This window comes from Tropicimonas sp. IMCC34043, from assembly GCF_003390845.1.
Lineage (GTDB): Bacteria > Pseudomonadota > Alphaproteobacteria > Rhodobacterales > Rhodobacteraceae > Tropicimonas.
Genome location: NZ_QMEK01000002.1, coordinates 457,855 through 482,324 on the forward strand (window position 1 = coordinate 457,855; position 24,470 = coordinate 482,324).

The 24,470-nt window shown below is 68.8% G+C and carries 23 protein-coding genes and 1 tRNA gene; 6 read left to right on the top strand and 18 right to left on the bottom strand.

Annotation, left to right across the window (positions count from 1 at the left end):
- Nucleotides 1-25: 25 nt before the first annotated feature.
- Complete coding sequence (smpB, locus tag DQG17_RS11915; protein WP_116133053.1) at nucleotides 26-499, bottom strand: SsrA-binding protein SmpB; 474 nt, start codon at nucleotides 497-499, stop codon at nucleotides 26-28.
- Nucleotides 500-698: 199 nt separating this feature from the next.
- Nucleotides 699-1,574 (bottom strand): 4-hydroxy-tetrahydrodipicolinate synthase, encoded by an 876-nt coding sequence (gene dapA, locus DQG17_RS11920; RefSeq protein ID WP_116133054.1) that lies wholly within the window; start codon nucleotides 1,572-1,574, stop codon nucleotides 699-701.
- A gap of 191 nt (nucleotides 1,575-1,765) precedes the next feature.
- On the opposite strand from dapA, the gene DQG17_RS11925 reads away from it, so the two are divergent.
- Entirely contained in the window at nucleotides 1,766-3,727 is a 1,962-nt protein-coding gene (locus DQG17_RS11925) for a lytic transglycosylase domain-containing protein (RefSeq protein ID WP_116133055.1), read from the top strand.
- Between the two features lie 83 nt (nucleotides 3,728-3,810).
- Here the strand turns inward: DQG17_RS11925 and DQG17_RS11930 are convergent, their stop codons facing one another.
- Both DQG17_RS11930 and mnmD read right to left on the bottom strand, forming a co-directional pair.
- Nucleotides 3,811-4,677 carry a DMT family transporter gene (locus DQG17_RS11930; protein WP_116133056.1) on the bottom strand — a complete coding sequence of 289 codons (867 nt, stop codon included), beginning with the start codon at nucleotides 4,675-4,677 and terminating at the stop codon, nucleotides 3,811-3,813.
- Complete coding sequence (gene mnmD / locus DQG17_RS11935; RefSeq protein WP_232829412.1) at nucleotides 4,674-5,351, bottom strand: tRNA (5-methylaminomethyl-2-thiouridine)(34)-methyltransferase MnmD; 678 nt, start codon at nucleotides 5,349-5,351, stop codon at nucleotides 4,674-4,676. Before mnmD ends, DQG17_RS11930 begins: the two co-directional genes overlap by 4 nt.
- A gap of 52 nt (nucleotides 5,352-5,403) precedes the next feature.
- On the opposite strand from mnmD, the gene DQG17_RS11940 reads away from it, so the two are divergent.
- Nucleotides 5,404-6,447 (top strand): FAD-binding oxidoreductase, encoded by a 1,044-nt coding sequence (locus DQG17_RS11940; protein ID WP_116133057.1) that lies wholly within the window; start codon nucleotides 5,404-5,406, stop codon nucleotides 6,445-6,447.
- A gap of 172 nt (nucleotides 6,448-6,619) precedes the next feature.
- On the opposite strand, the gene ykgO is transcribed toward DQG17_RS11940, so the two are convergent.
- Together ykgO and DQG17_RS11950 are read right to left on the bottom strand one after the other, a co-directional pair.
- Nucleotides 6,620-6,745 carry a type B 50S ribosomal protein L36 gene (gene ykgO, locus DQG17_RS11945; RefSeq protein WP_089233906.1) on the bottom strand — a complete coding sequence of 42 codons (126 nt, stop codon included), beginning with the start codon at nucleotides 6,743-6,745 and terminating at the stop codon, nucleotides 6,620-6,622.
- Nucleotides 6,746-6,826: 81 nt separating this feature from the next.
- Nucleotides 6,827-6,901, bottom strand: a tRNA-Val gene (locus tag DQG17_RS11950).
- Between the two features lie 162 nt (nucleotides 6,902-7,063).
- Between DQG17_RS11950 and DQG17_RS11955 the strand changes: the two genes are divergently transcribed.
- Both DQG17_RS11955 and DQG17_RS11960 read left to right on the top strand, forming a co-directional pair.
- Entirely contained in the window at nucleotides 7,064-7,927 is an 864-nt protein-coding gene (locus DQG17_RS11955; protein WP_116133058.1) for an N-formylglutamate amidohydrolase, read from the top strand.
- A 158-nt stretch (nucleotides 7,928-8,085) separates the two neighbouring features.
- On the top strand, nucleotides 8,086-9,351 hold the full coding sequence (locus tag DQG17_RS11960; protein ID WP_116133059.1) for a DNA polymerase IV: 1,266 nt from the start codon (nucleotides 8,086-8,088) through the stop codon (nucleotides 9,349-9,351).
- A gap of 18 nt (nucleotides 9,352-9,369) precedes the next feature.
- On the opposite strand, the gene DQG17_RS11965 is transcribed toward DQG17_RS11960, so the two are convergent.
- Nucleotides 9,370-9,918, bottom strand: coding sequence for a helix-turn-helix domain-containing protein (locus DQG17_RS11965; RefSeq protein WP_116133060.1), 549 nt, complete (start codon nucleotides 9,916-9,918; stop codon nucleotides 9,370-9,372).
- 105 nt (nucleotides 9,919-10,023) lie between these two features.
- Here DQG17_RS11965 and DQG17_RS11970 point away from each other — a divergent pair, with 105 nt between their 5' ends.
- On the top strand, nucleotides 10,024-10,758 hold the full coding sequence (locus DQG17_RS11970; RefSeq protein WP_116133061.1) for an AzlC family ABC transporter permease: 735 nt from the start codon (nucleotides 10,024-10,026) through the stop codon (nucleotides 10,756-10,758).
- Nucleotides 10,751-11,056, top strand: a complete 306-nt coding sequence (locus DQG17_RS11975; protein WP_116133062.1) for an AzlD family protein — start codon at nucleotides 10,751-10,753, stop codon at nucleotides 11,054-11,056. The genes DQG17_RS11970 and DQG17_RS11975 overlap by 8 nt, the downstream gene beginning before the upstream one ends.
- 9 nt (nucleotides 11,057-11,065) lie before the next feature.
- On the opposite strand, the gene DQG17_RS11980 is transcribed toward DQG17_RS11975, so the two are convergent.
- From DQG17_RS11980 to DQG17_RS12030, 11 genes are all read right to left on the bottom strand, one after another.
- Nucleotides 11,066-11,533, bottom strand: a complete 468-nt coding sequence (locus tag DQG17_RS11980; RefSeq protein ID WP_116133063.1) for an OsmC family protein — start codon at nucleotides 11,531-11,533, stop codon at nucleotides 11,066-11,068.
- 45 nt (nucleotides 11,534-11,578) lie between these two features.
- Nucleotides 11,579-13,285, bottom strand: a complete 1,707-nt coding sequence (locus DQG17_RS11985) for a DNA polymerase Y family protein (protein WP_116133064.1) — start codon at nucleotides 13,283-13,285, stop codon at nucleotides 11,579-11,581.
- A 213-nt stretch (nucleotides 13,286-13,498) separates the two neighbouring features.
- On the bottom strand, nucleotides 13,499-13,825 hold the full coding sequence (locus DQG17_RS11990) for a DUF3775 domain-containing protein (protein ID WP_116133065.1): 327 nt from the start codon (nucleotides 13,823-13,825) through the stop codon (nucleotides 13,499-13,501).
- 244 nt (nucleotides 13,826-14,069) lie between these two features.
- Nucleotides 14,070-15,266: a DNA recombination protein RmuC gene (locus tag DQG17_RS11995; RefSeq protein WP_116133066.1), complete on the bottom strand. Its 1,197-nt coding sequence runs from the start codon at nucleotides 15,264-15,266 to the stop codon at nucleotides 14,070-14,072.
- 10 nt (nucleotides 15,267-15,276) lie between these two features.
- Complete coding sequence (gene mutL / locus DQG17_RS12000) at nucleotides 15,277-17,133, bottom strand: DNA mismatch repair endonuclease MutL (RefSeq protein ID WP_116133067.1); 1,857 nt, start codon at nucleotides 17,131-17,133, stop codon at nucleotides 15,277-15,279.
- A 41-nt stretch (nucleotides 17,134-17,174) separates the two neighbouring features.
- On the bottom strand, nucleotides 17,175-18,488 hold the full coding sequence (locus tag DQG17_RS12005; protein ID WP_116133068.1) for a pitrilysin family protein: 1,314 nt from the start codon (nucleotides 18,486-18,488) through the stop codon (nucleotides 17,175-17,177).
- Nucleotides 18,485-19,870 carry a pitrilysin family protein gene (locus DQG17_RS12010; RefSeq protein WP_116133069.1) on the bottom strand — a complete coding sequence of 462 codons (1,386 nt, stop codon included), beginning with the start codon at nucleotides 19,868-19,870 and terminating at the stop codon, nucleotides 18,485-18,487. Before DQG17_RS12010 ends, DQG17_RS12005 begins: the two co-directional genes overlap by 4 nt.
- Nucleotides 19,871-19,981: 111 nt before the next feature.
- Nucleotides 19,982-20,527, bottom strand: a complete 546-nt coding sequence (locus DQG17_RS12015) for a DUF3035 domain-containing protein (RefSeq protein ID WP_232829413.1) — start codon at nucleotides 20,525-20,527, stop codon at nucleotides 19,982-19,984.
- A 53-nt stretch (nucleotides 20,528-20,580) separates the two neighbouring features.
- Nucleotides 20,581-21,063: a signal peptidase II gene (lspA, locus tag DQG17_RS12020; protein WP_116133071.1), complete on the bottom strand. Its 483-nt coding sequence runs from the start codon at nucleotides 21,061-21,063 to the stop codon at nucleotides 20,581-20,583.
- Nucleotides 21,064-21,067: 4 nt separating this feature from the next.
- A complete protein-coding gene (purH, locus tag DQG17_RS12025; protein ID WP_116133182.1) occupies nucleotides 21,068-22,657 on the bottom strand; it encodes a bifunctional phosphoribosylaminoimidazolecarboxamide formyltransferase/IMP cyclohydrolase in 1,590 nt (529 codons plus the stop codon).
- 13 nt (nucleotides 22,658-22,670) lie between these two features.
- Nucleotides 22,671-24,419, bottom strand: a complete 1,749-nt coding sequence (locus DQG17_RS12030) for a heparinase II/III family protein (protein WP_116133072.1) — start codon at nucleotides 24,417-24,419, stop codon at nucleotides 22,671-22,673.
- Nucleotides 24,420-24,470 lie beyond the last annotated feature (51 nt).

A 24,470-nucleotide genomic window follows, 5' to 3' on the forward strand; every position in this document is an offset into this window, starting at 1 on the left:
GGGATCTACCGTTTTGGGCGGCTGGTCAGCTGTTCTGGCGCAGCAGGCGCTGTTTCTGGCGGTCCCAGTCGCGCTTGGCCTCGGTCGCGCGCTTGTCGGCGACCTTCTTGCCCTTGCCGATGCCGATCTTGATCTTGGCCATGCCGCGGTGGTTGAAATACAGCACCAGCGGCACAAGCGTCATGCCCTTGCGCTGGGTGTCGGACCACAGTCGCGACAATTCCTTGCGGTTGACCAAAAGCTTGCGGCGCCGCCGCTCCTCGTGGCCGAACATCGCCCGGTCGTAGGGGGCGATATAGCCGTTCACCAGCCACAGCTCGCCGTTTTCGACCGCGGCGTAGGATTCGGCGATATTGGCCGACTTCGAGCGCAGGCTCTTTACCTCGGATCCCGACAGCATGATGCCGCATTCGAGGTCGTCCTCGATTGCATAGTCATAGCGCGCCCGCCGGTTCTCGGCGATCACCTTGTAATTCGGATTGTCCTTGGGCTTGGCCATGACGCGGGGATATAGGCGCTCTGACGGTTCCTGCCAAGGGCGTGCTGTACCGAGGCCGGGTGAGGGCGGTGCCGTTCGAGGGGGCGCTGCCCCCGTCCCGCGATGCGGGACTCCCCCGGGATACTTGGAAACAGAAGAAGGTAGGGGAGCAGCGCGCCGGGCCGTGTGGTCGGGACGGCCCGGCGCGCCGTGGCCCCGGTCAGTCGATCAGGCCGGCATGGACCATGGCGGCACGGATCGCGGCCTTGGTCGGATCGGTCAGCCCGAGCAGCGGCAGGCGGACCGCCTCGGAGCAGCGGCCAAGCAGCGACAGCGCGTATTTCGCCCCGACGAGGCCGGGTTCGAGGAAGATCGCGGTATGCAGCGGCATCAACCGGTCCTGATATCCGAGCGCGCGTTTGTAGTCGCCGACGAGGGTCGCTGCCTGGAAAGCCGCGCAGAGCCCGGGCGCGACATTTGCTGTGACCGAGATGCAGCCCTGCCCGCCATGGGCGTTGAAGCCGAGCGCCGAGGCATCCTCGCCCGACAACTGGATGAAGTCCTCGCCGCAGGTCTGGCGTTGCTTGCTGACCCGTGTGACGTCGCCGGTCGCGTCCTTGACCCCGATGATCCGCGGCAGCTCGGCCAGCCGGCCCATGGTCTCGGGGGTCATGTCGACGATCGAGCGGCCGGGAATGTTGTAGATGATGATCGGCAGCTCGCAGCAATCGTGCAGCGCGGTGAAATGCGCGATCATCCCGGCCTGGGTAGGCTTGTTGTAATAGGGCGTGACGATCAGCGCGGCATCGGCCCCGACCGATTCGGCGTGCCGCATCAATTCGATTGCCTCGGCGGTGTTGTTCGAGCCTGCGCCCGCGACCACGGGCACCCGGCCGGCCACGACCTTGACCACCCGTTCGACGACGTCGCGGTGTTCGGCGTGGCTCAACGTCGGGCTCTCGCCGGTGGTGCCGACCGGGACGACCCCCGAACTGCCTTCCTCGATCTGCCATTCGATCAGGGATTCGAGGGTGTCGAGGTCGAGCGCGCCGTCCTTGAAAGGCGTGACCAGCGCGGGAAGCGAACCTTTGATCATTGTTTTTCCTTCAGTTCCCGCGCCGGCGGCGCGTCGATTGCGATGGCCCGGCCGGTCTGTGCCCGGTCAGCCGCGGCGGACCCTACTCGCAGCCGCGAAGCTTGCCAAGTTTGTGAGTTGCGTGCACGTCTCTGTGAGCTAGGGTGAAGCCGCCCCCGTTTCCGTTTCCTGTCGCTCCCGCCGGTGCATCCTTGCCCAATCCTATCGCTCCGCTTCTTCTTGTGACCGTGATGATTGCGGGCGCCGTGCAGCCCGGCCCGGGTTGGGCGACCGCCTCGGCACAGGCGGTGGCGTTGCAGTCGGCGCTGAGCCAGATGCGGTCGGGCGACTGGGACGAGGCTGCGGCCACCGCGCGGAAGGCCGGCGATATCGCGGCCGACGTCATCGTCTGGGACCGGCTGCGCCAGGGCGGGTTGGCGGAATTTTCCGAGTACCAGGCGTTTCTTGCCCGTCGGCCCGACTGGCCGGGGCTCGATCTGCTGCGCAGCCGCGGCGAGACCGCGATCCCCGAGACTGCCGATCCTCGCGCTGTCGTCGCCTATTTCGACGGCGAGGTTCCCGAGACCGGCATCGGCGTTCTTCGCCTTGTCGAGGCTTATCGCGCGCTGGGGCAGGAGGGCGATGCCGAGGCGCTGGCGGTGCTGGCGTGGCGCAGCCGCACGCTGTCGCCTGAAACCGAATCGGCGCTGCTGACGCGCTATCGCGCCTTGCTGACGCCGCATAACGAGGCGCGGCTCGACGATCTGCTGTGGCGTGGCCAGGAGGTGGCGGCGCGGCGGATGCTGCCGCGGGTGTCCGAAGGCTGGCAGAAGCTGGCCGAGGCCCGCATGGCGCTGGCCGATCAGGCGCCCGGGGTCGACACAAGAATCGCCGCGGTGCCGAAGGCGCTGCAGAACGACCCGGGGCTTGCCTATGAGCGCTTTGCCTGGCGCGCGGGCAAGGGGCGCGAAGCGGAGGCGATTGCACTTCTGGCCGAACGGTCGCGGTCGCCGGAACTGCTCGGCCGGCCGGAGGCCTGGGCGAACTGGCGCCGGATCTATGCCCGGCGGCTGATGCGCGAGGGCGCCTATGCCGAGGCCTATACGCTCGCGAGCCTGCATTTTCTGGTCGAGGGATCGAACTTTGCCGATCTCGAATGGCTTTCGGGCTTTATCGCCCTGCGCTATCTGAAGGATCCCGAGCTGGCGCTGCTGCATTTCGACCGGATGCACGAAGAGGTGGAATCGCCGATCAGCCTTGGCCGGGCAGGCTACTGGAAGGGGCGCGCCCATGCCGCGATGGGCGACGAGGACGGGGCCGAGGCGGCCTATCGCCTTGGCGCGCAGAATCAGTCGAGCTTTTACGGGCTGTTGTCGGCCGAGGCGCTTGGCGAGGACATGGACCCCGCGCTGACCGGCACCGAGAGCTTTCCGCCGGTCGACAAGACCGTCCTGGCGGACAGTTCGGTGCTGTCGGCCGGATTGTTGCTGCTGGAGGCCGGCGACCGGCCGACGGCCGAACGTTTCCTGACCCATCTGGTCGAGGGCAAGCCGCGCGAGGCCTCGGGCGCGCTGGCGCAGATGATGCTTGAGCGCGGCGAGATGCACATGGCGCTGATGATCGCCAAGCGCACGGCGCGCGAGGGGATCGTGCTGCCCGCGGCCTATTTCCCGCTGTCGCCGCTGATGGAGCGCGAGCTGCCGGTGCCACAGGAACTGGCGCTGGCGATTGCCCGGCGCGAAAGCGAGTTCAACCCCGAAGTGGTCAGTCCGGCGGGCGCGCGCGGCCTGATGCAACTGATGCCGGGGACAGCGGACGGGGTGTCGGGCAAGCTTGGCCTGCCCTACAGCCGCGACAGGCTGACGAGCGATCCGGTCTATAACGTGACGCTGGGCTCGGCCTATCTGGCGGGGCTGGTCGAGCGGTTCGGGCCGGCGCCGGTGCTGGTGACCGTGGGTTATAACGCCGGGCCGAGCCGGGCTGCCTCGTGGTCGGCGCAGTTCGGCGATCCGCGCACGCAGGATGTGGACGTGATCGACTGGATCGAGCTGATCCCGTTTCGCGAAACCCAGAACTATGTGATGCGGGTGACCGAATCGGTCATGGTCTATCGTGCCCGCCTGTCGGGAAAGACCGGCAAGGTGACGATGACCGAGTATCTGCGCGGCGGTTAGGGCCGGGGCGCTCCCGCCCCTCAGGGCCGCTGATGCGGCGCCTCGGGTTGGGTCCGGGCCCGCCTAGGGCGTGCGGTTGCGCCTCAGCGCCGGCGTTGTTCGCGCCAGAACGTGAACAGGCCGGCCGAGATCACGATGACCGCGCCCGCGGCAACGTTGGGGCGCAGGACCTCGCCGAAGACGCTGACGCCGATCACGGCCGCAAAGGCGAGCTGCAGATAGGCAAAGGGCTGCACCGCGCTTGCCTCGGCCACCTCGTAGCAGCGGATCAGCAGCCAGTGGCCGAGCGAACCGGTGACGCAGAGCACGCCCATCCAGACCCAGTCCACGGGCAGCATCGGTTCCCAGAACCACATCCCGACCGCCGTGGTGGCAACGGCGCCGACCGTTCCGGTCCAGAAAAAGCTGGTGGCTGCGGTATCGGCGCGGGCGACATAGCGGGTCAGCAGGCCGTAGAGCGCGAACATCGAGGCGGCGGCAAGCGGCACCAACGCAAAGGGCGAGAAGACGCCCGCGCTCGGGCGCAGGATCACCACCACGCCGACAAAGCCGATGGCGATCGCCGACCAGCGCCGCCAGCCGACGCGTTCGCCCAGCACCGGGCCGGAAAGTGCCGTGATGATCAGCGGATAGCTGGCGAAGATCGCATGGCTTTCGACAAGGCCCAGCAGCACGAAGGCGGTGACCATGACATAGATCTCGACCGCCAGCAGCAGGGCGCGCAGGATCTGCAACAGCGGCAACCGGCTGTGCGCCACCCGTTTCAGCCCGCCCGACTGGCGCGCGGACAGCGCCAGAACGAAAAAGGCAAAGAACCAGTAGCGGATCATCACCACCATGTAGATGTTGTAGCTGGCGGCGAGGTGGCGCGAGACGCCGTCCTGCGCCGCGAAGACGAAGCACGCCGCGATCATCAGCAGAACGCCAAGACGGTTGTTCTGGGCGGTCATTCGGGCAGGCGTCCGGCGCACATATGGCGTTTGCGGCCAAAGCCGGTGCGGCGTTCGACAGCAAAGCCCGCCTCGGACAGCGCCCGGCGCACGGCGCCGGCGGCGGAATAGGTGGCAAAGCTGCCGCCCGGGGCGGTGTGGCGGGCGACCTCGGCCATTAGCGCGGGCTCCCACAGCTCGGGGTTGCGGGCCGGGGCGAAACCGTCAAGGAACCAGGCATCGGCGCGGCCTTGCCACGCGGGCAGGGTGGTGCGGGCATCGCCCCGGATCATCTGCGCCTCGACCGGACCGATGCGGGTGGTGAAGCCCGCCGGGTTCCAGTCGGCGATCAGCGGTGCGGCAAGGGCGCCGAGGTCGGGGAAGCGGGCGAGCGCGCGGGCGAGCGATGCTGGATCGAGCGGGAAGGCCTCGAACCCGGTATAGCGGATCGCGGCGATACCGGAGGCCTCGGCGCAGGCGGCAAGCGCCAGCAGGTTCAGCCCGGTGCCGACGCCGAGTTCGGCCACGGCAAAGCCCGGCCGCAGCCGCCCTGGCAGATCGTTGCCGGCCAGAAACACATGGCGGGTCTCGGCAAGACCGTCGTCGAGCGAGAAATAGGGATCGTCAAAGCGGGTCGAGACCGGAACGTCGCCGTCGCGCCAGGTCAGAGCCGCCGTCTGGTCGTCGCGTGTCACCTGGTCTAAGTCCTTGCCGCAAGCGCGCGGACCATGAGCGAAAGGCAGGATCATGGCAAGGATCGACGTGACGGTACGGGGCGGCGGCATCTTTGGCCTCGCCTGTGCCTGGGAGATGAGCCGGCGCGGCGCAGCCGTGCGTGTAATCGAGGCAGTGCGGATCGGCGCCGGGTCCTCGGGCGGGCTGGTGGGGGCGCTGGCGCCGCATGTGCCCGAGATGTGGAATCCGAAGAAGGCGTTCCAGTTCGACAGCCTTGTTATGGCGCCTGATTTCTGGGCCGAAGTCGCCGCGGCCTCGGGGCGCGAGCCGGGGTATCTGCAAAGCGGCAGGCTGCAGCCGATTGCCGACGAGGAGGCGCTGGCGCGCGCCAACGACCGGGCCGAGAGCGCGGCCGAGCTCTGGCAGGGCCGGGCGCAGTGGCGCGTGGCCGAGGCGAGCGCCTTCGGCCCCTGGGCGCCGGTGTCGCCCACAGGGATGGTGATCCACGACACGCTGACGGCGCGTCTGCACCCGCGGCAGGCTGCGGCAGCCCTTGTCGAGGCGATCCGCCGAAGCGGCGGCGAGGTGGTGATCGGGGAGGCCGCCGAGGCAGGGGCGGTGTTGTGGGCCACCGGGGTGGCAGGGCTTGCCGATCTGGGCGCAACGCTCGGGCGCAACGTCGGCGCACCGATCAAGGGGCAGGCCGCCTCGTTGCGGCTCGACCGGGCCGGGATGCCGCAGATCCAGGCCGACGGGGTGCATGTGGTGCCCCACGCCGACGGCACCGTCGCCATCGGGTCGACGACCGAGCGGGAGTTCGATGCGCCCGACACCACCGATGCCGGGCTTGATGAGGTGATCGCGCGGGCGCGGGCGGCCTGTCCGGCGCTGCAGGGGGCCGACGTGATCGCGCGCTGGGCCGGGGTCAGGCCGCGCGCGCGCAGCCGGGCGCCGATGCTGGGGCCATGGCCCGGGCGGCCGGGCCACTTCGTCGCCAACGGCGGTTTCAAGATCGGCTTTGGCATGGCGCCGAAGGTGGCCGAAGTGATGGCGGATCTGGTGCTCGACGGGCGTGACGCGATCCCGCAGGGGTTCCGGGTCGAGGACAATCTCTGAAGCGGGCCGCGCCGCGCCTTTGGCGCGGCGGTGGCGTCACGGCAAGCCGGCGCGATCTTCGGGCAGCCCGTCCCCGATTCGGATGCCGCGGGACCCACGGAAGGTGCAGCAGGAAGCCACAACGAAAAAGGCCGCCCGAAAGGCGGCCCAGATCACACGGTTTACGCGCTGATCAGCCCTGACGGGCCTTGAAGCGGCGCTGGGTCTTGTTGATGACGTAAACGCGGCCTTTACGGCGCACGATACGGCAGTCCCGGTGCCGGCTTTTCAGCGAGCGGAGCGAGTTGCGGACCTTCATGGTCTCCCCTTTCCTCTGTCGCCGGCGCGGAGGGCGCCGTTGGTTTCGCCAAAGACCGGACACCGTCCGGCCGTGAATTCATGGTGGGCGATACTGGGATCGAACCAGTGACCCCTACGATGTCAACGTAGTGCTCTACCGCTGAGCTAACCGCCCCACACTTTGCGGACCCGCGATGCGCCCTTTTCAAAACAAAAGGACGCGGAGCGTTCCCGCGTCGGTGGAGGGGCGTATAAAAGGAACGGCGACAAGGTTCAAGGGCTTTTGGAGTGCGAAATTTTCAGCCTATAAGAAGCAAGGAGGCAGGATGACAAAAGCATGACACAAGCACCCTTCCAGTTGGATCTGCCCCGGACCCGCAGTACCTGCGTGGTCTTCGCCTCGCCACACAGCGGCCGGGCATATTCCTGGGAATTTCTCAAACGCTCGGTGCTTGACGAACGCTCGATTCGGTCCTCCGAGGATGCCTTTGTCGACCGTCTGTTCGATACCGCGCCCGAATACGGTGCGCCGCTGCTGTCGGCGCTGGCGCCGCGGGCCTATGTGGATCTGAACCGCAGTGCCGACGAGCTCGATCCGGCGGTGGTGCGCGATGTGAGGTCATTTGGCCACAATCCCCGGATCAGCTCGGGGCTCGGGGTGATCCCGCGGGTGGTGGCGAACGGGCGCGAGATCTATCGCGGCAAGATCGAACTTGCCGAGGCGCGGCAGCGGCTCGAAACGGTGTGGCACCCCTATCATGCGGAACTGCAGCGATTGCTCGACGAAAGCATGGCGCTGTTTCGCTCGGCGATCCTGATCGACTGTCATTCGATGCCGCACGAGGCCATCGAATCGCTGCCGGGCCAGCCGGGGGTGAAGCCGCAGGTGGTGCTGGGCGACCGGTTCGGCGCCGCCTGTGCCCCCCATGTGATGGACCGGGTCGAGGCGGCCTTTGCCGGCGCCGGGTTCCGCGTCGTGCGCAACGCCCCCTTCGCCGGAGCCTATGTTACCCAGCACTACGGCCGGCCCTCGCGTGGGCAGCACGTGGTTCAGGTCGAGGTCGACCGGGGGCTTTACATGAACGAAGCGGCGGTGCGGCCGAATTCCGACTTTGCCGCGGTCCGCGACCTGCTGCGCGGGGTCATCGCCGAAATCGTCGAGATCGGCCGCCCCACCGCCATGCCGCTTGCGGCCGAATAGCCGGAGCGCCTGGGACAGGCGGGGTCGGGGTTGGGGCTCCCGCCCCTTGGCGACGCCTGCGGCGTCTTCGCGGGTTGGGCCGGGTGCGCCTTTGGCGCGCGGTTGCGCGGCAGGCTGACGGGGCTCCCGGATCGCGAACGTCCGATGTAGACTGGGCCATGCCTGCCCTGTGCCGCGATTGCCTGACCGTCTTCGATGCCCTGCCCGACCGTGCCCGGCGCTGCCCCGCCTGTGGCGGGCCGCGGCTGATCTCGCATCCCGAGCTGTTCGATCTGTCGATTGCCCACATGGATTGCGACGCCTTCTATGCCTCGGTGGAAAAGCGCGACGACCCGAGCCTGGCCGACAAGCCGGTGATCGTTGGCGGTGGCCGGCGCGGGGTGGTTTCGACCGCCTGCTATATCGCGCGCATCCGTGGCGTGCGCTCGGCGATGCCGATGTTTCAGGCGTTGAAGCTTTGCCCCGATGCGGTGGTGATCCGGCCCCGCGGCAGCGCCTATGCCGCCGCCTCAAGGCAGATCAGGGCCATGCTCGATGCGCTGACCCCGGCGGTCGAGCCGCTGTCGCTCGACGAGGCATTCCTCGACATGACCGGCACACAGCGGCTGCACCATGCGCCGCCCGCCGTCATGCTGGCGCGTCTGGTGCGTGCGATGGAGACCGAGCTTGGGCTTTCGGGCTCGATCGGGCTGAGCCACAACAAGTTTCTGGCCAAGATCGCCTCGGACCTCGACAAGCCGCGCGGGTTTTCGGTGATTGGCCGCGCCGAGACCGAGGATTTCCTGGCCGACAAGTCGGTTCGGCTGATCTGGGGGGTCGGTGCGGCGACGCAGGAGGCGTTGGAGCGCGCCGGGATCCGCAGTTTTGCCGATCTGCGGCGCTGGGACCGCAAGGCGCTGGCCGACCGATTCGGGCATGGCGGCGAACGGCTGTGGGATCTGGCGCGCGGCATCGACCGGCGAAGGGTGCGGCGCGATCACCGGCCGAAGTCGATCTCGAACGAGACCACGTTCTTTCAGGATACCGACGACCGCGAACTGCTGGAGGGTCATCTCTGGCGGCTGTCCGAGAAGGTTTCGGACCGTGCCAAGGCCACGGGGCTTGCCGGCCGTGTGGTGGTGCTGAAGCTCAAGCGCGCCAACCACCGGCTTTTGACCCGCCGCACCAGCCTGTGGCAGGCGACCCAGATGGCCGACACGATCTTTCGTGCAGCACTGGGGCTTTACGCGCCGCTTGCGGGCACCGGGCCAAACCGGCTGATCGGAGTTGGCCTGTCCGAGATCGTGCCCGCGGCCGAGGCCGACCTCTCCGAGGACCTGCTCGACCCCGGCGCTGCGCGGCGGCTGCGCGCCGAACGCGCCACCGATGCGATCCGGGCCCGGTTCGGGCCCGAGGCGATCATCAAGGGCAGGGGGCTGCGCTAGCGTCTCGGTGCCGGGGGTCTAGCGCGGGTGTTCCATCATCAGCGCGAGGCCCGCGGTTTCGGTCAGAGCCTCGTAGTGGTGGGCCTGATCGGCGGGATAGCGGTAATAGTCGCCCGGATCCAGATCCTCGGTCGCGCCCGCGGGGCCGATCCGGGCGCGGCCCGAGATGACGACCGCGTGTTCGACGGTGCCCGGCTGGTGGGCTGCCGCAACCCGCGGTGCCCCCAGCGTCAGGTCCGCCCGATACAGCTCGCGACGGGCGGCGGGCGGGCAATCGGCCAGCAACACGGCGGAAAACCCGGCATCCGTGGCCTTGATCGGCGTGCCAGCGTCGTTGCGGATCAGCACCGGTCCCGGCACGGCGGTTTCGAACAGATAGGAAAACGGCACGTCGAGTGCTGCGGCGATGGCCCAGAGCGTTTCGACGCTGGGGTTGCCGCGGCCCGATTCAAGCTGTGACAGGGTCGACTTGGCCAGACCTGCGCGCGCGGCAAGCGCCGACAGGCTCAGTCCGGCGCGGCTGCGTTCACGGGTTATGGCGCGGGCGATGATCTCGGTCGGGGTCATGCGGGGTCAGTTCTATATAACGAACGAGCTTTCGATTTGACGAACGATTGCGGTTCGTTCATTTTATCGAACGATGTTCGAATTGAAAAGCGGGAGTGGGGGCCGATGGAGCCGCTATTGTCAGAGGTGTCAAGGCCCGGGGCCACAGCGAGCGGCGCCGAGTTTCGCGCCGGTCTGCGCGAGGTCATGCCGTTGGCGCTGGGGGTGGCGATCTATGGGCTGGCCTTCGGGCTGCTTGCGGCGCAGGCGCGGATGGACGGGCTTGCCACCGGGATCATGGGCGCGGTGGTCTTTGCCGGCTCGTCGCAGATCGTGGCGGTCGAGCGGGTGGTCACGGGTGCCGGCGCCGCGGCGGCGCTGGCCGCGGGCATCGCGCTGAACCTGCGGTTGCTGCTGATCACCGCGTCGCTGCGCGAGGAGCTTTCGGGGCGGCCCTGGTGGCAGATCCTTCTCGGCGTGCATCTGGCCACGGACGAGAACTGGGCGCTGATGCACGCGACCCGCGCCCGCGGGCGGGCGGTGGGATACTGGTATCTGGTTGGCGGCGGGGTCGGGATCTTTGCGGCCTGGGTCGCGGCGACGGCGACGGGGGCCATGCTGGCCGGCGCGATCCCCGAGCCGCGCGCCTTCGGGCTCGATTTCGCCTTTGTCGCGGCCTTCGTGGCGATTCTGCGCAATCTGTGGCGGGGGTCCGGGGACGCGCTGCCCTGGGGGGCGGCAGTCGGGGCGACGGCAGCGTTGGTGCTGGTGACGCCGATCGAGCCGTCCTGGGCGCTGGCCTGCGGCGGGGTCGCGGGCGCGGTAATTGCGGGGCTGCGCAGGGGCCGGGACGATGGCTGAGCCGGGGGGCGTTTCGGCCGGGCTGATCGCGGCGCTGGCGCTGGCGACGTTCGCGATCCGGCTTGGCGGCTATCTGCTGGGTGCCCGGCTGCCGGTGGACGGGCCCTGGGCGCGGGGCTTTGCGGCGCTGCCGGGCTGTCTGATCGCATCCCTGCTGAGCGTGCTGCTGTTGCAGGGCGGTCCGGCCGAGTGGGGTGCCGCGGCGGTGGCCGCAGGGGTCGCGATGGCAAGCCGCAGCCTGCCCTTGACCATGGTCGCGGGGATCGCGGCGATCTGTGCCCTGCGGCTGGTGCTGTGAGCCCGCGGCCTAGGCTTCGGTCTCGAAGTGCGGCTCGCAGGTCACCGGAAAGCTCACCGACCGGGCGATGAAACAGACCCGGTGGATGCGGTGGTGGATCGCCTCGGCCTCGGTCATGTCGGCGCCGGGGCGCAGGGTGATCCGCGGCCGCAGCGTCGCCGACACGAACCGTCCGGCGCCGTCCGGGGTCAGATCGCCGAGGCCGACCGGGCTGTCCTCGTACCCCGTCACGACGATCCCCGCGTCCGAGGCATAGTGCAGATACCACAGCATGTGGCAGGCCGAGAGCGCCGACAGCAGCATGTCTTCGGGGTTCATCCGCCCCGGATCGCCGCCCAGCAGCGGGTCGTTCGAACATTGCAGCCGCGGCTTGCCGGGGATCGCAACGTCCCAGGTGCGGTCATAGGCGCGATAGCTTGCGGTGCCCTCGCCGCGGTTGCCGGTCCAGACGATGCGCGAGGTATAGCTGTGGGTCATGGCATTCTCTCTTTGCGGTCTGCTTGCACGATACGGCGGCCTCGGTCACGCGAAGATCCCCTGACAGAACCAGCCGGCCGACAGCGCGCCGCCATGGGCATAATAGATCCAGAGCCGATCGCCGGTGTCGGCCACGATGTCCCAGTAGTCGCGGGTGCCCGAGCGCCACTCGGGCTCGTCGAGCCACCATTCCGGGGCGATCCGTTCGGGGCCGATGGCGCGTGCCAGCGCCAGATCGCGGCGGCGCCAGCGGAACCGGGCGGGCGGGCGCGTGCCGGTGCCCTGGGGCACCTGCACCGGTTCGGGCCGGAACAGCACCAGAGGACGCGGGCGCGGCGGCACCGGCGGCCAGTCGCTCGCAGGTTCGGACCAGGCGACGGCGCGGATCAGGGTGGTCTTCTCGGGGATGTGGCTGTCGCCGGGATGGATCCGGGTGATCGCGTCCAGCCCGACCCGGGCGCCGAGCCGGCCGATCAGATCGTCGAGCAGCGGTCCGGCGCGCCGCCGGGCAGCCAGCCCCATGGCCTCGGCCGTCGCCTCGGCATGGCCGCGGGGCTGGGTGGCATGGACCGGCTCGGTCAGCGTCGCTTCAAGCCGCAGCGCGTCGATGCCGGGGCCGGCGTCGATCTGATCGAGCTTCATCGCCAGCAGCGGGCGCAGCCGCTCGGGATCGGCCGAGGCGCGGGCCAGCCCGACCTCGACCGTCTGCCTGGAATGGTCGCAACGCAACACCTGCAGCTGCAGCCGGCGCGCGCCCTGACCCTTGTCGCGCAGCCGCGCCGCAAGCGGCGGCAGCAGCCGGTCGATGCCGGCCTGCAGGTCGGTGATCAGCCCGATCGGTTCGGGCAGCGACAGGCGCACGGCAAAGCGGGCGGGCGGACGCGCGGGCGAGACCGGCTCGGGCACCATGCCGAGCGCCTGATCGAGCCGCAGCACCAGATCGCGCCCGAACCGGCGGGTCAGTCCGGCGCGGGGCTGGCCCACCAGATCGTCGATCCGGCGCAGGCCGAGCCGGGCAAGCTGGGCCACCGTGTCGGGCGGCAGGCGCAGCGCGGCGACGGGCAGGGCGCCGATGGCACCAAAGGTCTGGCCCGGCGCCACGATCAGGCCCGGTACAGGCGTCGGGGCGGGCGCCTGACCCGCGTGGGTCCGGTCCCCCGCCCGGTCGCGTCCCCATTGCCGCCGCCGTGCCGCGCGCGAACGGGTGGCCCGCGCCTCCTGGTCGATGTCGTCGCCCGAGCGGACCCCCGACCGGACCCCCGACCGGGCGCCCGCCTGCCCGCCGAAGCGTGCCAGCGCCCAGGCCGCGCCGACGGTATCGGCAAGGGCTGCCTGCGGGCTCAGCCCCAGATCGGCGCAATCCTGTTCGATCAGCGCCATCACTGCCGCCTCGCCGCCGAACAGGTGGGCGCAGCCGGTCAGGTCGATCACCAGCGCGTCAGGTGGAACTTCGGCCACCCAGGGCGAGAACCGGCCGGCCCAGCGGCGCAGCCCGGCCAGAAAGGCGGCCTCGGCCGGGGGATCGGCCGGGCGGGTGACAAGATCCGGGCACATGGCCTGGGCATCGCGCAACGGCTGGCCGGTGGCGAGCCCCGCGGCCGAGGCAGCAGGGCTGAGCGCGCTCAGGATCTGGCGGCCGGCCGCGTCGGCCACCACCGCGAAAGGCGCGTCAATCGGGCCGCGGCCAAGCCGCAGCAGCCGCTCCGCCGCCAGGCGGGGGAACCAGAGTGAAAGGATCCGTCGGGTCGACATCGGGCAGCATCCGGCGCGCGCACAAAATGTTCATGTTATGTTCCATAGTGCGCCCGTCGCCCCGAAGAGTCGAGTCCGCGCCACCACAGGGCGCGGCGCCGCGGGCCAGCCGCAGGCCCCACCCGCACGGGCGAAAAACAGCAGATCGCGCCACGCGACGCGCGACACGTTCAACGGTCCGATGTCTGCCTTGATGCGGACGGTCGCGCCGGATCAGCCCCGATCGCGCAGGTGATCCTCGGCATAGGCGACGCTGATCCCCAGCGCATCCAACCCGTCTTCCAGGAAGCTGGCAAGCTCCGGCATTCCGGCAAGGTAATCCTCGGTCGGTGCACTGCGTTCCTGCTGCGCGGTCGCGATCGCCTCGTCAAGCTCGTCGACTGAAAAGCTTTCGCGCCCGATCCAGGCGCAAACCACGACGCTTACCTGTTCGTCCTCGTTCAGCCCGGCGATATATCCGCGCAACTGCGGACTGTCCGACCCGTATTCCCGTGCCAGAGCGATGATCCGCACGACCTTTCCGTCGCTTATGTCGAGCATGGCCGTCGCCTTTCTTATTCTCCACCTACAATCTCGCGCCGGAGGAAAAGAGGCAAGGGCAATTGCCGGATCCGAGGGGCCAGGCGGGGGAAACACGATCCTCGGGCAGTCCCTTGCCCGGCCAGACCCGGTTGCCGTCGCCGCGTGCCGCAGGCGCGCGGCAGGGCATGGGTGGGCGATGGCGCATGGAATGCGGCCGCGGCGGGCGGGAGCCCTCGGCCCCAACCTCTTGCCGCGGCAGCGCTCAACTGTCGCGGCGCAGGATCTGCACCGGCGGCCGCGGTGCCAGCGCTGCGCCGGGGGCCGCGCCTTCCTCGGACAGCCCATCGAAATCGAAGGCTTCCAGCCGCTGCGCCCGGCGGCCCGCCTTTTCGGCACTGATCCGGATCTCGGCAAGATCCTTGCTTGCCTGCGAGAAATGCCGGTCGAGCGCCTCGACCCGCGCCCCCAGCCGCTCGACGTCGCCAAAGAGCAGCCCCAGTTCGCGCCGGATCGCACCGGCCTGTGCACGCATCCTCGCGTCCTTCAGAACCGCGCGCAGCGTGTTCAGCGTCGCCATGCAGGTGGTGGGCGAGACGATCCAGACCCGGGCGGCAAAGCCCTCGCGCACCAGTTCGGGGAAGTTCCCGTGCAGTTCGGCATAGACCGCCTCGGAGGGCAGGAACATCAACGCGCCCTCCGCGGTCTCGCCCTGCAGGATGTATTTCTCGGAAATCGTCCGGATATGCGTCTTGACCGCCACCCGCATCGCCTTGGCGGCTTCGGTCTGCTCCCAGGGCGTCGTGGCGCGCCGCAGCGCCTCGTAGGCCTCGAGCGGGAACTTGCTGTCGATCACGATCGGCCCCGGCGGGTCGGGCAGCTTGATCAGGCAATCGGCCCGCTTGCCGTTCGACAGGGTCGCCTGCCAGACATAGCTGTCGGCCGGCAGTGCCTTCGAGACGATATCATGCAGCTGGATCTCGCCAAAGGCGCCGCGGGTCTGCTTGTTCGACAGGATGTCCTGCAGGCTCAGCACCTCGCCCGACAGCTTTTCGATGTTGGACTGGGCCCGGTCGATGGTTTCGAGCCGCCGCTGCAAATCGCCCAGAGACTTCGCGGTGCGGGTCGAACTGCCCTGCAGGCTTTCGCCCATCCGGGTTGTCACCTCGGCCAGCCGTGCCTCCATCAGTTGCAGAACCTGCGCCTGGGATTGCGCCTGCGCCTCGGATACATGGGTCAGCCCGCCCGCCAGTTGATGCTGCCCATCCGACATCGCCTGCACCCGCTGCCCAAGCATGCCGACCTCGCGCAGCAGCGGTGCGCTCAGCCGTGCCGCCGCCCCCGCCCGCTGCACTGCCATGATGAGCAGCGCGAACAGCAGCACCGCCAGAACGATGCCGGCGATCCCGGCCAGGACGGCAGGGTCGGACAGGTCGATCGCCGCATCATTGACCCGGATCATGGCTGACCAATCATGTGCGGCCGAACAGCCTCTCGATATCCGACAGCTTCAGCTCGACATAGGTCGGCCGGCCATGGTTGCACTGCCCCGAATGCGGCGTCGCCTCCATCTCGCGCAGCAGCGCGTTCATCTCCTCGGCCCGCATCCGGCGGCCGGAGCGGACCGAGCCATGGCAGGCGATGCGGCTCAGCACCGCGTCGATCCGGGCACCGAGGGCCGCGCTTTCACCCAGATCGGCGATCTCGTCGAGGATGTCGGCCAGAAGTGCCGTGGCATCGACCTCGCCGAGGATCGCCGGGGTCTCGCGCACCGCAACCGCACCGCCGCCAAAGGGTTCGAGCGTCAGGCCAAGCTGCGCCAGCGTCTCGGCATGGGCCAGCAGGCGGGCGCAGTCGTCATCGGACAGGGTCACGATCTCGGGGATCAGCAACGCCTGCGCCGCAACGCCATTTTCCGCCATCTGGCGTTTCAGCCGTTCATAGACCAGCCGCTCGTGCGCGGCGTGCTGATCGACAATGACGACGCCGTCGGCGGTCTGGGCGATGATGTAATTCTCGTGCACCTGCGCCCGCGCGGCGCCAAGCGGCCGGTCGGTCGGGTCGGTTGCTGCCTCGGGTTCATAGCGGGCCGAGGGGGGCGCGGCCTCGGCGAACCCCGGTGCCTCGGGGGCGGGCGCCTGCGCGGCCCAGGCCAGATGCAGGGCACCGGAGGAGGGCCGCTGAACGCCGTAGTCGCGCTGATAGGCCACCGGACCCGACGCTTCGGGCCGCATCGCGCCAAGCGTCGCGCCCGCCACGGTCGAGGAGGCCCGGTGCCCGGCCTCGGCCAGCGCGTGGCGCAGCGCCGAGACGATCAGCCCGCGCACGAGGCCCGGATCGCGGAACCGCACCTCGGCCTTGGCCGGGTGGACGTTGACGTCGACAAGCTGCGGGTCGCAATCGACGAACAGGGCGGCGGCAGGATGCCGGTCGCGGCTGAGGAAATCGGCATAGGCCCCGCGCAGCGCGCCGATCAGCAGCTTGTCGCGAACCGGCCGTCCGTTCACGAACAGGAACTGCGCCACCGCCGCGCCGCGGGAATAGGTCGGCAGGGCGGCAAAGCCGGTCAGCCGGATCCCCTCGCGGGTGGCGTCGATCGCGAGCGCGTTGGCGGCAAAATCGGCGCCCAGAACCCGCGCCAGCCGCCCCTGCAGCGCGTCGAACAGATCCCCGGTCTCGGCATCGGCACGGAACACAATCCGCCCGTCGCCGCCGCCTGTCAGATCGCGCAGGGTGAAGGCAACCGAGGGTTCGGCCATGGCGAGCCGCTTGACGATATCGGTCACTGCCTGCGTCTCGGCCCGGTCGGTGCGGAGGAATTTCAGCCGCGCGGGCGTGGCAAAGAACAGATCGCGCAGCTCGACAATGGTGCCGCGGGTCAGCCCGGCGGGCGAGACCACGCCGCCGGTGCCGCCCTCGACCGCGATCCGGGCGGCCTCGGCCGCGCCGGTTGCGCGGCTGGTCAGGCTCAGGCGCCCGACGGCGGCAAGCGAGGCCAGCGCCTCGCCGCGAAACCCGAAGGAGCGGATGTCGAGCAGGTCGGAGCCGTCGATCTTCGAGGTCGCGTGGCGCGCCAGTGCCAGCGGCAGGTCGCAGGCCGGGATGCCGCAGCCGTCGTCGGTGATCCGGATCAGCCGCTTGCCGCCTTCGGCGATCTCGACCGTAATCCGGCCCGCACCGGCGTCGAGCGCGTTTTCGATCAGCTCCTTGACGGCCGAGGCAGGGCGTTCGACCACTTCGCCGGCGGCGATCCGGTTGATGACCGTCTCGTCGAGCTGGTGGATCTGGGGGGCGGGATCAACCGCTATGTTGGGGGCCATTGCACGCATGCCACAATTTCTAGCATGCGGGGCTGGCCCCCGCCAATCCCCTACTGGCCCAGATCGAGGCCTTCGGGCTTGCCCACGACGACGAATGTCAGCTCGGCGGGGTCGACCAGCTCGGCCGCCACGCGATTTACCTCCTCGACCGTCACCGAACGGATCTTGTCGTTGCGGGTGCGGACATAATCGATCGGCATGCCGGCGGTCTGCATCCCCGCCAGGATATTGGCGATTCGCTCGTTTCCGTCAAAGCGCAGCGGGTATTCGCCGGTCAGGTAGGTCTTGGCGCGGTCGAGTTCCTCGGGCGTCACGCCGTCCGACGCCAGCTTTTGCCATTCGTCCTCGATGATCCCCAGGGTCTCGCCGACCCGCGCGTTCACCGTCGCGACACTGCCAAGCAGCATGTCGGACAGATCCATGGTGTAGAGATAGGCGCCGATCCCATAGGTCAGCCCGCGCTTTTCGCGCACCTCGGCCATCAGCCGCGAGGAAAACCCGTGGCCGCCGAGGATCTGGGTCAGGATGAAGGCCGGGAAGAAATCGGGATCGTCCATCGCAAGGCCGCGCTGGCCGAAGGTCACCACCGATTGCGGCGTGTCGAAATCGATCACCGTCACCCCGCCCGGCAGCGCGGGGGCAACCTTGGGCGGCATCGGCGCGCCGCTCGCGGGCAGATCGGCGAGCAGATCGTCGAGCAGGCTTGCAAGGCCCTCGGGGTCGATGTCGCCCACGGCCGAGACATAGAGCCGGTCGCGCACCATCACCCTGTCCTTGGCCTCGATCAGATCGTCGCGGGTCAGCGCCGAAACGCTGTCCACGGTGCCCTCGACCGAGGAGCCATAGGGATGGTCGCCAAAGGCGAGGTTCGAGAAGGTGCGGTACGAGATCGACTGCGGATCCATCGTGTCCGATTCGATCCGCGCCAGCACCTGGCCGCGCACCCGTTCGACCGCGGCGTCATCGAAGCGCGGCTCCAGCAAGGCCTTGCGCAGCAGCGCCAGCGCCTCGTCGCGGTTTTCGGTCAGCACCCGGGCCGAGATCGAGACGGAATCGGCATCGGCATCGAACCGGAATTCGGCCGCGAGCGATTCGGTCGCCACGGTGAACTGTTCGGCATCCATGTCGCCGGCGCCTTCCTCGAGCAGCGCGGACATCAGGTTGATGGCACCGCGCTTGCCCGGCGCATCGAGGCTGGCGCCGCCCTTGAACCGCAGTTCGAGCGCCAGGAAGGGGATCGAATGTTCCTCGACCAGCCAGGCGTCGATGCCGGCAGGCGAGGTGACATCCTGGATCTCGATCTCGGCGCAAAGCGGCGCGCCGAGACCAACGAAGGCGACCAGCGCCAGAACGAACCGCTTCACTGGATCACCTCTTCGGTCGGGTTGGCGGGCTGGGCGGCGGCGTCAACCTCCACCTCTGCGTCGGGCCGCCGGATGATACCGGTGACCGAGGTGCGCTTGTCGGTCAAAAGCTCGGCCGCCTGCATCACGTCCTCGGGCGTCACCGCCTGCAGCACCTCGGGCCAGGCCTGGATCTCGGCCACGGTCAGACCGCTTGTCAGCGCCTCGCCATAATCCTGCGCCAATCCCTGCAGCTTGTCGCGGCTATAGATCTCGTCGGCCTTCAGCTGCATCTTCAGCCGGGCGAGCTGTTCCGCATCGACGCCGTTCTTCAGGAACTCGGCGATCATCCGATCCATATCGACCTCTGCGTCGTCCAGGCTGCGTCCCGGCACCGGCATGACGAGCAGCGCGAAGGTCGTGTCGTCGAGCGCGGTCGGATTGTAGAATGCGCCGGTATAGAGCGCCGTCTTCTCCTGCACCTCCAGCGTCCGGCCCATCAGCGAGGTCTGGGCCGAACCGCCCATGAGCTGCGCCAGAATGGTCAGGGCGGCCGCTTGTTTCTGCCCGCCCGTATGGCGGGACGGTGCCAGATAGCTGCGCAGGACATAGGGCTGCGCGACCCGGGCGTCTTCGTAGATCACGCGCCGCGCGGCCAGTTGCGGCGGCTCGGAGGGGCGCTGCCGCACCCTCAGGTCGGGATTGGGCGGAATGGTTCCGAAATGTTCCTCGGCCAGCGCGCGCACCGCCTCGGGCTCCACATCGCCCGCGACCACCAGCACCGCGTTGTTCGGGGCATAATACTGGCGGTAGAAGGCGATTGCATCCTCCTTGGTCAGGCCCGCCATCTCGTGGCGCCAGCCGATGATCGGGATGCCATAGGGATGGTTCATGTACTGCGCCGCCATCCTTTGCTCGTTGAACAGCGCGCCGGGATCGTTCTCGATCCGCTGGTTGCGTTCTTCGAGGATCACGTCGCGTTCTGGCAGGACGACATCGTCGGTCAGCACCAGATGGGTCATCCGGTCGGCTTCCATCTGCATCATCAGGTCCAGCCGGTCGGCGGCGACGCGCTGGAAATATCCGGTATAATCATAGCTGGTGAAGGCATTGTCCGACCCGCCGTTCTGCTCGACCGTGTCCGAAAACTCGCCCGGGTCCAGCGTGTCGGTGCCCTTGAACATCAGGTGTTCGAGGAAATGGGCGATGCCCGACTTGCCCGCCGGTTCATCGGCGGCGCCGATCCGGTACCAGACCATGTTCACGACGACCGGGGCCCGGTGATCCTCGATCACCACCACCTCCATGCCGTTGTCGAGGGTGAAGCTGCTGACGTCCTCTGCCATGGCAGGCAGTGCCATCAGGCCGAGAGAGATCAGCGCGGGGCCGATGGATCGGAGCATGTGACCTCCTGCAATTGCGCACAATGGGGCGACAATAGCCATCGGCCGGGCGCGATCAACCGCGTCCGTCCCGACCTACGAGGATGTGAGAGGGTCGCGAGCGGCTCTCGCCTACTCCTGCACAACCGGATCCGGCGGGGCAGCGGGCGTCGGCACGTTTCTTTGGCGCGCGCCGATCAGGCTGCCGTACTGGTTGAGCTCGCTGCCTTCATAGACCCGGTAATAGGTCGGCACGCGGAATATCCGCTCCATCAGCCGGCCGCGGTGACGCTGGCGGTATTCCAGATCGTCCTGCGCCAGTTCGGTCCGGATCTGCGGATCGGTGCCATAGCGCGAGGTCTGCTTGATCAGCGCGCCGTCGGCGCCAAGCTTGCCGTCCTGCGCGACGCGGGCCGGATTGCCGCCAAGCGCCGCGACCGCATCTGCGGTCGGCGTTACATCCGTGCGGTTTGGCGAGCCCACGGGGGCCGGCGGCGGCAGGGCCGTGTAGCTGGGCGGGGTCTCGATCGGCTTCGAGGGCAGGATGGCAAACTCGTCGGGGGTATAGCGCGCGCGCCCGATCTGCATCAGGTTGGGATCCTTGCGCGAACAGGCGGTCACGGCAACGAGCGCAAGCGCGATCAAAACGCCGGCCCGGGCCATCCTTCCTGTCGACATATCCGCCTCCTGCCACAACTTCATGGCCTGTCTACCCCAAGCGGCAAACCGCGTCACCTGGACTTTTTCCGGCTGTCCCGTTCGCCGCCGATCAGCACCAGCCCCACCGCGCCGAGAAAGATGAAGATGTCGGCCACGTTGAAGACATAGGGATTGTCGAAGCCGCAGCACGCCATGTTGAGGAAGTCGCGCACGCCGGGAAACAACACCCGGTCAAGCGCATTTCCCATCGCCCCGCCGATCACCAGCCCGGCACAGACGAATTCCAGACCGTGGCGAAACGATCGCCGCGCCCAGACCAGCAGTGCGGCGCACAGCACCACCGACAAGGCGACCAGAATCCAGCGCTGCAGATCGGAACTGGCCGAAAACAGGCCGAAGTTGAGCCCGGTGTTCAGCCCGTGGCGAAACACCAGAAAGGGTGGCAGCACATCTATCTGTTCGTGCCGCGAAAGCTCCATTCCCTCGAAGACCAGATGCTTCGAGGCCTGATCGGCGGCAAAGGCCACCGCCGCGGCAAGCCACAGACGCCACATCCCGTCAGTGCCGGAAGTGCCGCATGCCGGTAAAGACCATGGCGATCCCGGCTTTGTCGGCGGCTGCGATCACCTCCTTGTCGCGCATCGATCCGCCGGGCTGGATCACCGCGGTGGCGCCAGCTTCGGCTGCGGTCAGCAGACCGTCGGCAAAGGGAAAGAACGCGTCCGAGGCGACGACCGAGCCGCGGGTCAGCGGCTGCGCCAGTCCCAGCGCCTCGGCCATGTCTTCGGCCTTGCGGGCGGCGATGCGGGTCGAATCGACCCGGCTCATCTGGCCCGCGCCGACCCCTACGGTGGCGGCATCCTTGACATAGACGATGGCGTTCGACTTGACGTGCTTGGCGACCTTCCAGGCGAACAGCAGATCGGCGATCTCGGCCTCGGTCGGAACACGCTGGGTCACGACCTTCAGATCGGCGGCGGAGATGTGGCCTGTGTCCTTGTCCTGCACCAGATAGCCGCCCGAGACCTGACGGATGGTCGTGGCAAGCGCCCGCGGGTCGGGCAGGCCGCCCGTGGTCAGCAGGCGCAGGTTCTTCTTCCTGGCGAAGATCTCGGCCGCCGCGGGGTCGATTTCGGGTGCGATCACCACCTCGGTAAAGATCTCGGCGATCAGTTTCGCCGTCTCGACGTCGAGCGTGCGGTTCAGTGCGATGATGCCGCCGAAGGCCGAGGTCCGGTCGCAGTCGAAGGCGCGGGCATAGGCCTCGGCCAGGGTTGCGCCACGGGCGACGCCGCAGGGGTTGGCGTGCTTGATGATGGCACAGGCCGGTCCGTCCTCGGGCGCGAATTCCGCCACCAGCTCGAACGCCGCGTCGGTGTCGTTGATGTTGTTATAGCTCAGTTCCTTGCCCTGATGCTGGACGGCGGTCGCAATCCCGGGGCGCATCGAGCCGTCCTTGTAATAGGCCGCCTTCTGGTGCGGGTTCTCGCCATAGCGCATTTCCTGCGCCAGCGTCCCGGCAAAGGCGTGGCGGCGCGGGAATTCGGCGCCGATGGCGCCCGCCATCCAGGTCGAGACCGCCGCGTCATAGGCCGCGGTGCGGGCATAGGCGATCTGGGCGAGCTTGCGGCGGAACTTCGGGCAGGTGGCACCCTCGTGCTTGTCCATGTCGCCCAGAAGCGTCTGGTAATCCTCGACATCGACGACGACCGTGACAAAGGCGTGGTTCTTGGCGGCGGCGCGGATCATCGCCGGGCCGCCGATGTCGATATTCTCGATGCAGGTGTCGAAATCGGCGCCCTTGGCGACGGTTGCCTCGAAGGGATAGAGGTTGACGACCAGAAGATCGATTGCGCCGATCCCGTGGGCCTCCATCGCGGCGACATGCTCGGGGTTGTCGCGCAGCGCCAGCAGCCCGCCGTGAACGCCCGGATGCAGCGTCTTGACCCGGCCATCCATCATCTCGGGAAAGCCCGTGACCTCGGAGACGTCCTTGACCGTCAGACCGGCCTCGCGCAGCGCCGCGGCAGTGCCGCCGGTCGAAAGAAGCTCGACGCCGCGCGCGGCAAGCGCCGTACCGAGCTCGACCAGACCGGTCTTGTCGGACACGGACAAAAGCGCACGGCGGATGGAAACAAGGTCGGTCATCGTCATTCTCGCATCAGTCAGAAGGAAGGGCGTCGTCATCGCGCACCAGGTCGCGGATCGCCTGCGGCGTACCCTGTGACTTGGCAAAGGTCCAGTTGATCCGGCATCCGGCGGACGTAACCGGCCCGGACAGCACGATCTGGCGGGTTGGCCGCGGCTTTGGCTGGCCGTTTTCCAGATAGACCCCGGGCTCGACCCGCGCGTCTTCGGCACCGTCCTGCCAGAACTCCCAGACCTCGCCGCTTTTCAGGATCATCGGCAACACGCCTTCCTCGGTCACCGGCTGGACCGAGACGTCGGGATGCAGGTGAAAGCGGATGGTGAAGCGTGGCGCCACCCCGCCGTCGGCCTCGGTCCGGGCGTCGATCCGGCGCCGGTCGGCTTCGGTCGGCGCCAGCAGATGATCCTCGCCCGACAGCCGGCGGCCGTCGCGGGCAAGGGTCAGGTGGCGCGCATGGCTCAGCCCGTACTGCGGCAGATACCCGTCGTGCGCCAGCCGCAGGCCCAGGGCGGCGGTGTTTTCGGATCGATCCAGCCGAACGGCGCGGGTCGCCGGCTCGGGCGCGCCGGGTCGCCGCGCCACGGCCGGGGTCGCGCGGGTGCCCGGATGCAGTTCCAGCGTCGAATGGCTCGCCGTGGTCTGGCAGGCGCGCCGCCAGGTCTCGCCGAACCCGGCGCCGGGGCCGCAATTGACCACGAAGGGGCGTCGCCCCGATGTCAGTTCGAAGGCGAGCAGCGAGGCGTGCGGATCGGCCCCCTCGACGGCCGCGCCAGGTGGCGGTGCCGCATCGACGATCACGGTGGTGCGCCCGGCCGCAAGGCGCGCGAACCCCATCGCCAGCCCGTCGTGCGGCGCCGGGCGAACCCCGGCTGCCCCCAGTACCTGGTCAAGCCGCCCCTCGCGGCCCCGCCCGCCGCCGTGGAACCGCGCCAGCCCGCCGTCGGCATGGCGCAGCGCCCGCAGGATCGGTGCAATCCGCACCACTGCGGCCTCGAGCGGCGGTTCAGGCCGGCGGCCGGCGTCGATCATCGCCTGACCGGCCCAGACCAGCAGGGTGAAGACTTCCAGCAGCGCTTCGGGGTTGCGGCTTGCCAGACCGCCCTCGGGATCGACGTGATCGGTGCATTCCCGCGACAGGGCGTGGATACCCACCTCGGCCAGCGGCTGGTGCCGCTTTTGCGCCAGTCCCGCCGCGATCAGCCCGGTCAGGGCTTCGAGCCTTGGCAGCAGCGGCGCCGCCTCGGTCCAGCGGCGCGACAGGAAATGCGCCTGGGCCGACAGGGTGCGGAAATATTCGTCGCGCTCCACCCGGTCCCAGCCAGACAGCAGCCAGGGCCCATGGTTGACCCAGCGGATCAGCCGCCGCCCGATCAGGTCCGCACGCCAGCCGGCACCGCGGCCGCGGCCGTGCCGGGCGATCCAGCCTGCGGTCCACTCGCGCGCCAGTGCCAGCGCTGCGGGGGTTCCGAGTGCTGCCAGATCGTCCATCCAGGCAAAGCCGTGCAGGGCGTCCGCGAAGCCGGGCGAGGGCATGGCCAGATCCCAGATCGCGCGGTCAGGATCCTCGATGGGTATCCCGTCGAACAGGAAATGCCCGGCCAGCAGTTGCCGCCCCAGGGCGGGCGAGCCGATGCTGCGCGGCTCCGGCTCGGCCGCGAATTCCGCGGCCGAGGCCGCGCGACATGCGCGCCAGACCTGCAGACGGGTGCCAAGCCGCGATGCGCCGCCCTGACCGCCCGAATTTCCCTGCGAATGCTCCATGTTTCTGCCGATGCCGCCTGTCAGAACTGCCGGATTGAGGTGCGATCTTAC

Bases quoted from the DNA above. Each gene is read 5' to 3' on its own strand.
- smpB (WP_116133053.1), bottom strand. From the start codon at position 499: ATGGCCAAGCCCAAGGACAATCCGAATTACAAGGTGATCGCCGAGAAC.
- dapA (WP_116133054.1), bottom strand. From the start codon at position 1,574: ATGATCAAAGGTTCGCTTCCCGCGCTGGTCACGCCTTTCAAGGACGGC.
- DQG17_RS11930 (WP_116133056.1), bottom strand. From the start codon at position 4,677: ATGACCGCCCAGAACAACCGTCTTGGCGTTCTGCTGATGATCGCGGCG.
- DQG17_RS11940 (WP_116133057.1), top strand. From the start codon at position 5,404: ATGGCAAGGATCGACGTGACGGTACGGGGCGGCGGCATCTTTGGCCTC.
- ykgO (WP_089233906.1), bottom strand. From the start codon at position 6,745: ATGAAGGTCCGCAACTCGCTCCGCTCGCTGAAAAGCCGGCACCGGGAC.
- DQG17_RS11955 (WP_116133058.1), top strand. From the start codon at position 7,064: ATGACACAAGCACCCTTCCAGTTGGATCTGCCCCGGACCCGCAGTACC.
- DQG17_RS11960 (WP_116133059.1), top strand. From the start codon at position 8,086: ATGCCTGCCCTGTGCCGCGATTGCCTGACCGTCTTCGATGCCCTGCCC.
- DQG17_RS11965 (WP_116133060.1), bottom strand. From the start codon at position 9,918: ATGACCCCGACCGAGATCATCGCCCGCGCCATAACCCGTGAACGCAGC.
- DQG17_RS11970 (WP_116133061.1), top strand. From the start codon at position 10,024: ATGGAGCCGCTATTGTCAGAGGTGTCAAGGCCCGGGGCCACAGCGAGC.
- DQG17_RS11975 (WP_116133062.1), top strand. From the start codon at position 10,751: ATGGCTGAGCCGGGGGGCGTTTCGGCCGGGCTGATCGCGGCGCTGGCG.
- DQG17_RS11980 (WP_116133063.1), bottom strand. From the start codon at position 11,533: ATGACCCACAGCTATACCTCGCGCATCGTCTGGACCGGCAACCGCGGC.
- DQG17_RS11985 (WP_116133064.1), bottom strand. From the start codon at position 13,285: ATGTCGACCCGACGGATCCTTTCACTCTGGTTCCCCCGCCTGGCGGCG.
- DQG17_RS11990 (WP_116133065.1), bottom strand. From the start codon at position 13,825: ATGCTCGACATAAGCGACGGAAAGGTCGTGCGGATCATCGCTCTGGCA.
- DQG17_RS11995 (WP_116133066.1), bottom strand. From the start codon at position 15,266: ATGATCCGGGTCAATGATGCGGCGATCGACCTGTCCGACCCTGCCGTC.
- mutL (WP_116133067.1), bottom strand. From the start codon at position 17,133: ATGCGTGCAATGGCCCCCAACATAGCGGTTGATCCCGCCCCCCAGATC.
- DQG17_RS12010 (WP_116133069.1), bottom strand. From the start codon at position 19,870: ATGCTCCGATCCATCGGCCCCGCGCTGATCTCTCTCGGCCTGATGGCA.
- DQG17_RS12015 (WP_232829413.1), bottom strand. From the start codon at position 20,527: ATGTCGACAGGAAGGATGGCCCGGGCCGGCGTTTTGATCGCGCTTGCG.
- lspA (WP_116133071.1), bottom strand. From the start codon at position 21,063: ATGTGGCGTCTGTGGCTTGCCGCGGCGGTGGCCTTTGCCGCCGATCAG.
- purH (WP_116133182.1), bottom strand. From the start codon at position 22,657: ATGACCGACCTTGTTTCCATCCGCCGTGCGCTTTTGTCCGTGTCCGAC.
- DQG17_RS12030 (WP_116133072.1), bottom strand. From the start codon at position 24,419: ATGGAGCATTCGCAGGGAAATTCGGGCGGTCAGGGCGGCGCATCGCGG.